An 11,667-nucleotide genomic window follows, 5' to 3' on the forward strand; every position below is an offset into this window, starting at 1 on the left:
GCGTACTCGCTACGCCTGGCGATGGACCAACCGCGTCGTGACGCTCAGACCGCGCCGGGCTCAGTCGCTTTGACGTTCCAGCCCAGCCACTGGTAAAGCCGATACCGCGCGATGCCCAGGTATTCGTGCAGGGCGACATCGGCCAGGGTGAAGTTGTAGCTCTGCGGCAGGATCGACCAGGAGGCGGTCAGCCAGTCGGCGCGCACCGGAATGGCATCGATCCCGAAATGCCGGAAATACAGCGCGGCACGACGCAGATGCGTAGCCGAGGACACCAGCACGACGCGATCGGGCCGGTGCGCGCGCAGCAAGGGTTGACTGAACTGCGCGTTCTGCCAGGTGTTCATGCTGGACGGCTCCATGATCAGATCCACCCGATCGATCCCCAGCCCGATCAACACGCGCTGATACACCACCGCCTCCGACAGGCCCAGGCCGCGCGCATCGCCGCCGCTGATCTCGATCTTGCACTCGCCGCCGCTGTGTCGGCATTGCCGGTACAGCCGCGCCGATTCGACGATGCGCCCATAGGCGAACAAGTTGGCTTCGGCCACCGCGTCGCGGCCTTCCGGGCGCACGGTGCCGGCGCCCAGCAGCACGATGACGTTGCGCCCGCCCCATCCGTTGAAATCGTTGACCCCGGTACGTTGCAGGTTCTGCAGCATCCACGATGGCAGCGGCCCGCAGCCGACCGCGAACACCAGCGCCAGGCTTGCGCCGGCCAGCGTGCGCGAGAACCGACGCAAGCCGCGACGGTCGATCAACCAGGCCAAGCCGAACAACACGCACACCAGGGCAAGCATCATCGCGGAAGGTTCTCACTCAGCACGCGCAGGCAGCCCGGTCACGGCAGATCCCTTGCGCAATAACGCCGCAGCGTGACAGCGGCGCGTGACCGCACCGCGACACCGGCTCAGGTCCAGCCGAACAGCTCGAACATCGTCAGGATCAGGTATGCCACACCGCCGGCAGCGGGGATGGTGAGAATCCATGCCCATACGATGCGCTCGATCACGCCCAACCGCAGCGAGCGCGGATTCTTGGCAAAACCCACGCCCATGATCGCGGTGGAAATGCTGTGCGTGGTCGACACCGGCATGCCGAAATGCGCCGCGACGGTGAGCACGGTGGCCGAGCTGGTTTCGGCGGCAAAGCCGTGGATGGGATGCAGCTTGACCATCTTGTGGCCGAGCGTCTTGATGATCTTCCAGCCGCCCGAGGCGGTGCCGGCGGCCATCACCACCGCGCAGGTCAGCACGATCCACATCGGGATGCCGTCGCCGGCGGCCAGGCCAGTGCCCGGATGCAGGAACGCCAGCCAGCTGGGCAGGTTGTCCAGCGCACCGGCCGACTGCGCGCCGATCAACGTCATCGCGATGATGCCCATGGTCTTCTGCGCATCGTTGTGGCCATGGGCGTAGCCCATGTAGGCGGCCGAGGCGATCTGCGCCTTGCCGAAGAACGCATTGACCCAGCGCGGACGCGCCAGCCGCCCGATCGGGCCACCGAGTCGCGACATGCCAGCAATAATGGCCCACAGCAGCACCATCACCACGATACCGAGCAAAAAGCCGGCGATCGGCGAGGTGATCATCGGCACGAACACCTTCCACAACAGGCCCTTGTTCTTGGCCCAGTTGCCGACGCTTTCCGACCAGATCAAGGCATCCCAGTTGTTGTGCGCGGCAGCCAGGCCGGCGCCGCACAGACCGCCGATCAGCGCATGCGACGACGACGACGGCAGGCCCTTCCACCAGGTGATCAGGTTCCAGATGATGCCGCCCAGCAACGCGCACAGGATCACCTGCGGGGTGACCTCGACCACATTGGTGTTGAGCAGGCCCGAGGCGATGGTCAACGCCACCGCGGTACCGGTCAGGGCGCCGATCAGGTTCATGCCGGCGGCCAGCATCACCGCCCAGCCCGGTGACAGCACCTTGGTGGCGACGACGGTGGCGATGGAATTGGCGGTGTCGTGAAAGCCGTTGATGAACTCGAACACCAATGCGGCCAGGATCACCACCAGAACAAGGGTAAGCACGCGGCGACCTCAGCTGTTCTTCAACACGATCTGGTACACCACCACCCCTGCCTCGCGGCAACGGTCGATGGCTTTTTCCAGGATCTCGAAGAACTCCTTGAGCAGAAACATCTGCAGCGTGTCCAGGCGACCGGAATAGATGTCGCGGTACAGCTCGAGCATCAGGCGGTCGGCCTCGTTTTCCAGCGTGCGCAGCTTGTCGTTGAGCGCAGTCATGCGATCGATGTTCATCTGCGGCAGGTCGGTCACCATCTCCACCACCACCGCAGCGGCCTGTTCCAGCATCGCCGCGCGCGGGGCGAAGTCGATGTGTTCCAGGTGTTTGGTGGCCAGCGAATAGCGGTCGGCGAATTTTTCGACCTGCTTGGGGATCTTGTACAGCGCCGAGCCCAGCGCTTCGATGTCTTCGCGCTCGATCGGGGTCATGAAGCTGTCCACCAGCGCCTGGCCGATCTTGTCGGAGGCGGCGCGTTCGCGCAGGCGGGCCAGCTTGAAGGCGTCCAGCGCCGGTTGCCGGTCGGACGTGCGCATCATGGCGTGCAACGCCTTGGTGCTGTCGTAGGCGGCCTGCGCCGCTTCGTTCAGAAGCGCATAGAACTGCTTGCCGGAGCCGAAGATGGTCTGCAACGAGAACATGGGTGGGGAACTTCCTGCCGTCGAGGGAGAGACGGGCGCCAAGGGCGAATTATGACCGTTCCATGACCTGTCTGGGTATATCGGCGCCGCGCGCGGCCTTCACGCCGGCATTTCCCGGCTCGAATCACCCTGCAATTTGCTAACATGCCCCCGCGCCTTCGGGCGCACCCTATGGAAGACGACCCTATATTTCCCCGTTGCCGCCCCGCCTTCGCGCGCGCCGGCCAACCCCGTGCTTGCCCGCCCTCCCCTTCACTGACCGGGGAAGACGCCCGTGGTTGAGTTTCTGATCGTCATCGCACTGATCGTGTTGAACGGCTTCTTCGCCATGTCGGAGATGTCGTTGATGACCTCGCGCAAGAGCCGCCTGAAGCAGATGGCCGGTTCCAGCAAGCGCGCCGCGCGGGCCTTGGCACTGGCCGAGAGCCCCGAGAACTTCCTGTCTACGGTCCAGATCGGCATCACCTCGATCGGCATCCTGACCGGCCTGTTCGGCGGCGAAGCCATCGGCGAGGCGATCGGCGAACGGCTGCAGCTGGCCTTCCCCGCGCTGTCGGCCACTTTTTCGCTGGTTGGCGATCCCAAACCGTATTCGGCGGTGATCGGCAGCACCCTGGCAGTGGCCCTGATCACCTTTCTGACGCTGATCTTCGGCGAGCTGGTGCCCAAGCGGCTGGCATTGCGCAATTCCGAGGACATCGCCGGCTTTGTCGCGGTGCCGATGACCTGGCTGGCCAAGATCGCCGCGCCGGGAGTGTGGGTGCTGGCGCGCTCCACCCGGCTGGTACTGCGTCTGCTGGGCATGGGCAAGGACGAATCGGCCTCGATCACCGAAGAAGAGATCCGCATGCTGGTGGCCGAAAGCCACGAGGCCGGCGTGATCGATGCGCACGAGCGCGACATGATGAACCGGGTGATGCGGCTGGGCGATCGCACTGCCGATAGCCTGATGACGCCGCGCAACCGTATCGCCTGGCTGGATGCCAATGCCGAGCCCGAACGCAATCTGCTGGTGATGCGCGAGCACGAGTTCTCGCGTTACCCGGTGTACCGCGGCAGCGACCAGGACATTGCCGGCGTGCTGGAAGTCAAATCGCTGGTCACGCGCCTGGGCGGGCACGGCGAGAACCTGTTCCAGGCACTGCGCGATACCTTGTTCGTCTCCGAATCCACGCATGCGATGAAGCTGCTGGAGATCTTCCGCGAAGAACAGCAGTCGATGGCGCTGGTGGTGGACGAATACGGCGAAATCCGCGGATTGGTGACCATCAGCGACCTGATGGGCGCGGTGGTCGGACGTCTGCAGGCGGTGGAAAACACCGACGAAGACGCGCTGGTGGTGACCCGCGCCGACGGCTCGCTGCTGATCGACGGTTCGCTGCCGGTGGAAGAATTACGCGAAGTGCTGGGCGCCGAACTGCCGGAAGCCGACGAAGGCGATTACCACACGCTGGCCGGGCTTTGCATTTACTACTTCGGCCGCATTCCGCAGGCCGGCGAGTTCTTCGATTGGGCCGGTTGGCGCATCGAGATCGTGGACCTGGATGGCGCACGTGTGGACAAGCTGCTGTTGAGCCGCATCGGCGACGAGGGCAGCGATGACATCGTCGGATAACGGCGCTCCGCCATCCGACGCATCCGGCGGCGAGCAGATGCGGTACCGCAATGAAGGCATCCGCAGCTTGCTGGCCGCCTTCAGCGACGGCGACCCGGAGCACGTGCTGCGGGTGCGCGACATCCTCGCCGACCTGCAGCAGAGCGCGTTCGGGGTGTTCTTGTTCCTGGCGATCCTGCCTTCCTTCATTCCGATCCCGGGAGTGGCTGGCGGCATCAGCGGTCCGCTGACGGTGCTGATCGGGGTGCAGATGATGTGCTGCCTGCGCAAGCCGTGGGTGCCAGGTTTCATCGGCGAACGTGGGCCGCGGCGACGCACCAGCCAGCGCTTCGTGGCGAAACTGGCACCGACGCTGCAGCGACTGGATCGCCTGCTCAAGCCGCGTCTGCACGGCATGCTCGATCGGATACCGGCGCAGGTGTTTACCGGGCTGCTGCTGGTGCTGGTCGGTATCCTGCTGACGCTGCCGATCCCGTTTACCAACTACCTGTTCGGCCTGATCCTGTTGCTGTTCGCGCTGGCCTTGCTGGAGCGCGATGGCGCCCTGATGCTGGCTGGCTGGGCGGCGGCACTGGTATCGATCGCCGTGTTCGGCATCACGTCGGATCAATTGGTGGATCTGATTCGCGGGTGGTGGCCGGTGGCCTGGCGTTGAGTTCCACCGTCGAGTGCGCAGCGGTTGCGCTTGTCGGCACTGACTGATCACGCTTCACGCTGGAACGTGGTACAGCTTTTCCGCTGGCGAAAGCCGGTTGGGACTGTCAGTCGAACGTCGAGATCGCTGGCCGACGTACCCTCCCCCCAACCCCTCTCGCAGGAGAAGGGCTAAAGCGCTTGGCGCGCAGTTGGGCGATCCTGGGTGCGGTGGTACGTGATACGCGCCATGCGGACTGCGTTGCGTTGGGGGCGACAGATCGCACCACATGCGGACCAGGGAATCTTGCGGCGATGCGTTTTCGCCGCAGTTGGAAGGACCGGTCGTGTCGAGCGCCCGATCCAAAGCCAAGCCCTGGTAATCAGATCGGGACTTGGCGCTTACGCCAGGGTCTTGCTTACTTCAGATCGACCACGCGGTTGTCCGAGAGGCTGGCAGTATCGTCGGTGACGGCAGCCATGACGAAGTACAGCGCCTTGCCGAGCAGGCCGCTGGGGCCGTCCCAATACTCTGCCGACTCGGCGCGCACGTGAATCAGGCGCAGGTTGGGGTCGTCCTTGCCGCCGGGGAAAAACACCTTCATTGCCGGCGACCACAGCTCATCGATCTTGGCGCGGTCGTGCACCACGCGGGCGGTGCCTGCAACCGACACATAGGTGTTCCTGGACGCCGAGGCGTAGGCCACGTTGACGCGCGGGTCGGCGGCGATCTCCGCCACCTTGGGGCTGTCGGCTGCGGTGGCGAACCACAGGTCGCCATCGAATTCGACTTCCTGCGTGCCCAGCGGGCGGCTCACCAACTTGCCGTCTGCCGAGACGGTGGTGAACATCGCAATGTCCACGCCGCGAATCAATTCCGCCAACTGCTTGATGCTCTCGCTACGTTCCTGAAGTTGCATGCGTCTGTTCCCGATGGAGATGCACGCATCTGAGCGGATTGCCGCGCAAAGCGACGTGAATCACGCGATGGTCACGTCCAGCTCGCGCACCGCTTCGGCTGCGATCCCGAACGAGCGCAGGCGCGCGGCATGGTCGTAGATGTTGGCGGTGAACAACAGCTCGTCCGGCGCGTGGCGCTCGATGAAGGCGGCCACGCCCTGCGCAATCTGCTCGGCATCGCCGAGCACGGTGCACGCCAGGGCGCGCTCCACGCCGACACGCTCATGCGGCTGCCAGAAGCTGTCGATGTCGTCGATGGGCGGCGGAATCTTGCCGGGCTTGCCGCGGCGCAAATTGACGAAACTCTGCTGCTGGGTAGTGAACAAACGACGCGCCTGCGCTTCGGTCTCCGCTGCCACCACATTCAAGGCCAGCATCACGTGCGGCTTGGCCAGTTGCGCGGACGGGCGGAATTCGCGGCGGTAGATCGCCACCGCCTCGTCCATCGCGTCGGGCGCGAAGTGCGAGGCGAACGCAAACGACAACCCCATCGCGGCAGCCAGGCGCGCACTGAACAGGCTGGACCCGAGCAGCCACACCGGCACATCGAGTCCGGCACCGGGAACGGCCTGCACCAGCTGCCCTGGTACGGCAGGGGCGAAGTAACGCAGCAACTCGGCCACGTCCTGCGGAAACTGGTCCGCGCTGTCGAAATAGCGGCGCAATGCGCGCGCGGTCGGTTGGTCGGTACCAGGCGCGCGGCCCAGGCCCAGGTCGATGCGCTGCGGATACAACGAGGCAAGCGTGCCGAACTGTTCGGCCACCTGCAGCGGCGCATGATTGGGCAGCATGATGCCGCCGGAACCGACGCGGATGGTCCTGGTGCCGCCGGCGACGTGTCCGATCAACACTGCCGTGGCGGCGCTGGCAATGCCGGGCATGTTGTGGTGCTCGGCCAACCAATACCGGTGATAGCCCCAGCGCTCGGCGTGTTGCGCCAGATCGAGCATGTTGGCGAAGGCGTGGGTGGTGTCGCTGCCTTCGCAGACGGGCGCCAGGTCGAGCACGGAAATGGGCGTCATCGGACGGCTCCGGAACTAAGTGATGGGCAAGAGATGGGGCTGCCCGCGCCGCATTGCCAGCTGCCGGTCTGACGCTGAGAGGATTACAGCATTCCAGCAGCCGAACACCGGCCGTGGCCCGGACCTGCGCCACCGAGCGTGGCTGGCACACCCATCGCGAGCAGCCGTCGGGGGCTGGGACGGCGCAAGAGCCGGCGCGCGCGCGCGGTTGATGCCGCATCGGGCATCGGCCGCGCCTACTTGGCAGCGGTAGCGTCGTTCTGTTGACTGCTCCAGGCTCGGCTGGCCGCGCCGCTGCAGCAGATGCACCGACCAGGGCGCGAACACGTCGACGGTGCCACGAAGGGCCGGCGCTGGCGGATCGGGCCGCTGGCTATGATGCGGGCTAACCTGACAATGCGACACGACCATGGCGATGAGCGCCCCCGCTACCCCTGACGCCAGTGCCGCACAGATCGCCGCGCGCATCGATCGACTGCCGGCCAGCGCAACGCTGTGGCGGCTGGTCGGGCTGCTCGCGCTGGGCGGGTTCTTCGAGCTGTACGACCTGTTCCAGACCGCCTACATCAGCCCCGGGCTGATTGCCGACGGCATTTTTGCCCAGGGGGCCGATGGCGTCTTCGGCATGTCCGACCAGGCGGCCTTCGCTGCGGCCACGTTTGTCGGCCTGTTCGTCGGTGCCGCTCTGTTGAGCCCGTTCGCCGATCGCTTCGGCCGCCGCCTGGTGTTCACCTTCGCGCTGGTCTGGTACACTGCGGCAACCGTGGCGATGGGCCTGCAAAGCACCGCGACCGGCGTCATCGTGCTGCGCTTTGTGGTGGGCATCGGACTGGGCATCGAGCTGGTGACCATCGACACCTACCTGTCCGAGCTGGTGCCGCGGCACATGCGCAGCGCGGCGTTTGCGTTCGCCTTCTTCGTGCAGTTTCTGGCGGTCCCCACGGTGGCCCTGACCGCCTGGCTGCTGGTGCCGCAAGCGCCGCTGGGAATCAGCGGCTGGCGCTGGGTGGTGTTGCTGAGCGGCGTGTTTGCATTGGCGATCTGGTGGTTGCGCAGCCGCTTGCCGGAATCGGCGCGCTGGCTTGCCGCGCAGGGACGCCATGCCGAAGCCGATGCGGTGCTGGGGCAACTGGAGGCGCGCTGCGTGCGCGATATCGGCGGACCCTTGCCCGCGCCGCAACTGGCTGTCGCGGCGCCTGCCGCTCAGGCGCGGGTGTCGGCCTTGTGGCGGGCGCCCTATCGCAGGCGCATCGGCATGCTGGTGGTGTTCCATGTGTTTCAGGCCATCGGTTTCTTCGGCTTCGGCAACTGGTTGCCGGCGCTGATTGCCGCGCAGGGCACCGGGGTGACCAAGAGCCTGGGCTATTCGTTTGCGATCTCGCTGGCCTACCCGCTTGCGCCGCTGCTGTTGCTGCGCTTTGCGCAACGCTGGGAAAACAAGTGGCAGATCACCGCCTCGGCGCTGGGCGCGGTGTTGTTTGGCGTGCTGTTTTCGCTGCAGCACCAGGCCATCGGCATGGTGCTGTGCGGGGCGATGATCGCGTTCTGCAATGCCTGGATGAGTTTTGCCTACCACGGCTATCAGGCCGAGTTGTTCCCCACCGGCTTGCGTGCGCGGGCGGTGGGATTTTGCTACTCGTTCAGCCGTCTGGCCACGGCAGTGAGCAGCGTATTGATCGGCTGGCTGCTTGCGCAGGTCGGCAGCCATGGCGTGCTGATGTTCATCGTGATCAGCATGTCGATCGTCGCAGGCGTGATCGCCGTGTTCGGGCCGCGCACACGCGATCGTGCGCTGGAGGAGATTGCCGGCTAGCGCCTTTGCGCGGCGCTGACAGGCCGGCGATGCACGCGGCTCACGCGCCGAGGCGCGTCGTCAGGGCGGCGCGCCTGCCCTGCGGCTGCAGGAGCGGTGTCTGTCCAAGTGCGACGGTGCGATCGGCTACCGAGGCCAGGCTGGTGCGATGGGAGACCACCACCAGCACGGTATGCGGCAGACGCTGCCGCACCGTGCACAGCAGCTGATGTTCGGCCTGCGCATCGAGTGCGCTGGTCGCCTCGTCCAGCACCGCCAGGGTCGGCGCGCGCAGCAGCACCTGCGCCAACAGCAGACGTTGCAGCTCGCCACCGGACAGGCGGCTCTCCGGGCCGTTGATGGCCGTCAGCAGGCCACGGCCGTCGCGCTGCAGACGCGCGTGCAGCCCGACGTCGGCCAGTACCTGCCACATGCGGGGCTCGGTGGTCCCTGGCGACGCCCACTCCAGGCAGTCGCGCACCGTGCGCTGCCAGGGGCGCACGCCCTGGCCGATGTAGGCGCTGTGCCGGATCAGCTGCCGGTAAGCGGCGAAATCCAGCCGGCGCCCCCCCATGTGCGCATCGAACGCTGCAGGCGGCGTCTGACCGGAGAGCACGTCCATCAAGCTGCTCTTGCCGACACCGGAGGGCCCGACGATCAAGGTCATTTCTCCGGGCACCAGCAGCAGCGGGCCGATATCCAGCGCAGGCAGCGGCGCTGCCAGTTCGACGCGTTCGACATGCAGCGCAGCCGGCAGCGGCGGCGCGGCCTCGGCCGATGCCTGCATGCGCGTCGACCCCAGATCCACATGGCGCCGCCATAGCTGCAGCGCCGGCCAGGCAGAACGCAATTGCTGCACGCTCTGCCGCGTGGTGACCAGATACGGCAACAGCCGGCCGAGCAGCAGGCTGACCGTGATCAGCGCGGCGCGGTCGGCACCCTGCCACAGATTGGCCAGCACCAGAATGCCGGCGATTGCGGCCACGGCGATCAGCTCCAGGATCAGCCGGCTGCTGGCCACCAGCTCCTGCTGCTGTGCGTAGCCCCGCCCCAATCGCGTGGAAATGTGTTCGTAATGCCGCGTTTCGACCTCTTCGCGCTGAAACGACCGCACGTGGCGCAGGCGTCTGGGAAAATCTTCGCTCAACCAGAACAGCTGCGTCATGTCGGCCACATAGTCGCGGCTGATGCGTGCCTGCGCATCGCTACTGGACAGGCGCACACCCAGCCAGGCCAGCACCAACAACAGCGGGATGGCAAACAGCAGCGCAGGTGCGATCAGCACGGCAATGCACAGGCTGACCACTGCGGTAATCCCTGCCACCAGCAACTGCAGCACGGCGCTGAAGCCTTGCGTGGCGATCTCGATGTTGTAGGTGAGCACATTGGCGATTTCGGCCGAACTGGCACCTGCCAGCGCCGGCAACGGCGCATCGATCAATGCGGCATGCACGCGCCCGCGCAGACCCACGGCATAGCGGCTGGTCAGGCGAGCGGCCAGGCGTGCGACCCACCAGCGCAGGCCGGCGAACAACAGGCTCACCATCACGAACAGGCTTGCCTGTGTCGGCAGCCCGCCCGGCAATGCGAGTCGGTAGCCGGCCAACTGCACGCTGTGGCCGGGTTGCACCAGCGGCAGCAGGCACACCGCGACGATGCTGCCCACGCACGCGGCGGCCAGCGACAGCGCGACGTACAGCGCGACAGCCGGCAGGTCTGCGGGCACCAGCGTGTCGGCAAAGCTGTGCAGCGCCGCTCGAATCCGGCCGCCATGTGCGGGCTTATGCATCTGCTGCACCGCATGCCTGATGCGCTGCTGGATCCGCCACCCGCGGCAGGCGCGGCGCGTGCGCAATGGCGCAGGCTGTCATCGCAACACCTGCAGCACGGCCTCCACCGAGGCGTGCGGGTGCGCGCCGCGGCGCAGGGTGAACATGCCCAGCTGCTGCACCTGCGCAACAAAACGCAGCCAGCCGGGCTGACCGGCTGCGTACGGCTGGTCGCGTGCCAGGCACTCGGCAATCTGCGTCACCGGCACCGGCGCCAAGACGGGTGCGGAGGTATCGGCAGGCTGGCTGGACAACATCAGCACTGCACTCAACTGCAACGGCGTGGGCGCAAGCGTGGCATGCCCGTGGCGAATGTCGACTTCGTACTTTTCCACGCCGCTGCGGCGCGCAATGGTGGGCGAGGCACTGATCCATGCGCGCGTCCGCGCATCGAGCAACCCGAGCGATTCCGGCCGCAGATGCAGAAAGTTGGCCACACCGGTGGTCAGCAGACTGTCCGCTGCCACGAATACACCGTCTTCGGCAATGAATTCCAGGCCGTGCAGCAGACTGTGCAGCGCCAGCGTGGATTTGCCCGCACCGCTGGCGCCCAGCAACAGCGCGCAGCGACCGTGGCGGCCAACGCAGGCGCCATGCAAGGGCACCAGACCGATGCCGCGCGCGGCAAGCAGGAACACCGCAAACTCGATGAGTTCGTAGCGCACGTGATACGCGTGCGCCAGCATGTCCTCGGACACCATCAGCATCGCGCGACGCTCGGGCACCGAGAGCATCAGGTAATTGCAGTCATCCATGACGCCGCAGACCAGCCCGCCAACCGCGTGCGTGCGTACCGGCGGCGGCACACCGACCACTGCGCCCGGCGTGCGTGGCACCAGATCCAGCGTGAGATGGAACTGCGGCGCTGCAGGCAGGCAATGCGCCGGCAGGCCCGCGTATGCGGCATCGACCAGCGCCAGCAACGCCTCGCTGTCGCTATGAAAGTGGAAAAGTGCACCCAGGATCTGCCGCTGCACGCTGAAGCGCCGCGAATGCTGCTCGCCGAACGGGTCTGCCGCGCCCGTGTCCGGCGCGGGCGTCCTCGGCGGAACCACGCCCGCGCGTTCGCTCACCGGCATGTGTTGCGCCCACGCAGCCGACTGCGGCATGCCTGTCATCCATTGCGTTGATCAACCCGT

10 protein-coding genes are annotated in these 11,667 nt (G+C 66.2%); 3 read left to right on the forward strand and 7 right to left on the reverse strand.

Translation table 11 applies throughout. The features are described from left to right. Window positions 1-44: 44 nt before the first annotated feature. The 3 genes from FHY19_RS08745 to FHY19_RS08755 form a co-directional block, all read right to left on the reverse strand. Window positions 45-806 (reverse strand): YdcF family protein, encoded by a 762-nt coding sequence (locus tag FHY19_RS08745; RefSeq protein WP_259164799.1) that lies wholly within the window; start codon window positions 804-806, stop codon window positions 45-47. A gap of 107 nt (window positions 807-913) precedes the next feature. Further along, window positions 914-2,041 carry an inorganic phosphate transporter gene (locus FHY19_RS08750; RefSeq protein WP_104611372.1) on the reverse strand — a complete coding sequence of 376 codons (1,128 nt, stop codon included), beginning with the start codon at window positions 2,039-2,041 and terminating at the stop codon, window positions 914-916. A 9-nt stretch (window positions 2,042-2,050) separates the two neighbouring features. Continuing rightward, complete coding sequence (locus FHY19_RS08755) at window positions 2,051-2,677, reverse strand: DUF47 family protein (RefSeq protein ID WP_005992439.1); 627 nt, start codon at window positions 2,675-2,677, stop codon at window positions 2,051-2,053. A gap of 274 nt (window positions 2,678-2,951) precedes the next feature. Here FHY19_RS08755 and FHY19_RS08760 point away from each other — a divergent pair, with 274 nt between their 5' ends. Continuing rightward, the gene (locus FHY19_RS08760) at window positions 2,952-4,292 is read left to right on the forward strand and encodes a hemolysin family protein (protein ID WP_259153848.1); all 1,341 of its coding nucleotides are present in this window, start codon (window positions 2,952-2,954) and stop codon (window positions 4,290-4,292) included. After that, on the forward strand, window positions 4,276-4,947 hold the full coding sequence (locus FHY19_RS08765) for an exopolysaccharide biosynthesis protein (RefSeq protein WP_259153846.1): 672 nt from the start codon (window positions 4,276-4,278) through the stop codon (window positions 4,945-4,947). Before FHY19_RS08760 ends, FHY19_RS08765 begins: the two co-directional genes overlap by 17 nt. 397 nt (window positions 4,948-5,344) lie before the next feature. On the opposite strand, the gene FHY19_RS08770 is transcribed toward FHY19_RS08765, so the two are convergent. Both FHY19_RS08770 and FHY19_RS08775 read right to left on the reverse strand, forming a co-directional pair. After that, the gene (locus tag FHY19_RS08770; RefSeq protein WP_259164800.1) at window positions 5,345-5,845 is read right to left on the reverse strand and encodes a pyridoxamine 5'-phosphate oxidase family protein; all 501 of its coding nucleotides are present in this window, start codon (window positions 5,843-5,845) and stop codon (window positions 5,345-5,347) included. 60 nt (window positions 5,846-5,905) lie between these two features. Beyond that, window positions 5,906-6,907 carry an LLM class flavin-dependent oxidoreductase gene (locus tag FHY19_RS08775; protein ID WP_259153842.1) on the reverse strand — a complete coding sequence of 334 codons (1,002 nt, stop codon included), beginning with the start codon at window positions 6,905-6,907 and terminating at the stop codon, window positions 5,906-5,908. A 409-nt stretch (window positions 6,908-7,316) separates the two neighbouring features. Here FHY19_RS08775 and FHY19_RS08780 point away from each other — a divergent pair, with 409 nt between their 5' ends. Next, on the forward strand, window positions 7,317-8,720 hold the full coding sequence (locus FHY19_RS08780; RefSeq protein ID WP_259164808.1) for an MFS transporter: 1,404 nt from the start codon (window positions 7,317-7,319) through the stop codon (window positions 8,718-8,720). A gap of 40 nt (window positions 8,721-8,760) precedes the next feature. Here FHY19_RS08780 and FHY19_RS08785 read toward each other — a convergent pair whose 3' ends face one another. Next, window positions 8,761-10,488, reverse strand: a complete 1,728-nt coding sequence (locus FHY19_RS08785; RefSeq protein ID WP_259164809.1) for an ABC transporter ATP-binding protein — start codon at window positions 10,486-10,488, stop codon at window positions 8,761-8,763. A 78-nt stretch (window positions 10,489-10,566) separates the two neighbouring features. Next, a complete protein-coding gene (locus FHY19_RS08790) occupies window positions 10,567-11,637 on the reverse strand; it encodes a serine kinase (protein ID WP_259153835.1) in 1,071 nt (356 codons plus the stop codon). Window positions 11,638-11,667: the final 30 nt, after the last annotated feature.

Source organism: Xanthomonas sp. 4461 (assembly GCF_024806475.1).
Taxonomy (GTDB): domain Bacteria; phylum Pseudomonadota; class Gammaproteobacteria; order Xanthomonadales; family Xanthomonadaceae; genus Xanthomonas; species Xanthomonas arboricola_F.

Bases quoted from the DNA above. Each gene is read 5' to 3' on its own strand.
- FHY19_RS08770 (WP_259164800.1), bottom strand. From the start codon at position 5,845: ATGCAACTTCAGGAACGTAGCGAGAGCATCAAGCAGTTGGCGGAATTG.
- FHY19_RS08780 (WP_259164808.1), top strand. From the start codon at position 7,317: ATGGCGATGAGCGCCCCCGCTACCCCTGACGCCAGTGCCGCACAGATC.
- FHY19_RS08745 (WP_259164799.1), bottom strand. From the start codon at position 806: ATGATGCTTGCCCTGGTGTGCGTGTTGTTCGGCTTGGCCTGGTTGATC.
- FHY19_RS08790 (WP_259153835.1), bottom strand. From the start codon at position 11,637: ATGCCGCAGTCGGCTGCGTGGGCGCAACACATGCCGGTGAGCGAACGC.
- FHY19_RS08775 (WP_259153842.1), bottom strand. From the start codon at position 6,907: ATGACGCCCATTTCCGTGCTCGACCTGGCGCCCGTCTGCGAAGGCAGC.
- FHY19_RS08785 (WP_259164809.1), bottom strand. From the start codon at position 10,488: ATGCATAAGCCCGCACATGGCGGCCGGATTCGAGCGGCGCTGCACAGC.
- FHY19_RS08765 (WP_259153846.1), top strand. From the start codon at position 4,276: ATGACATCGTCGGATAACGGCGCTCCGCCATCCGACGCATCCGGCGGC.
- FHY19_RS08755 (WP_005992439.1), bottom strand. From the start codon at position 2,677: ATGTTCTCGTTGCAGACCATCTTCGGCTCCGGCAAGCAGTTCTATGCG.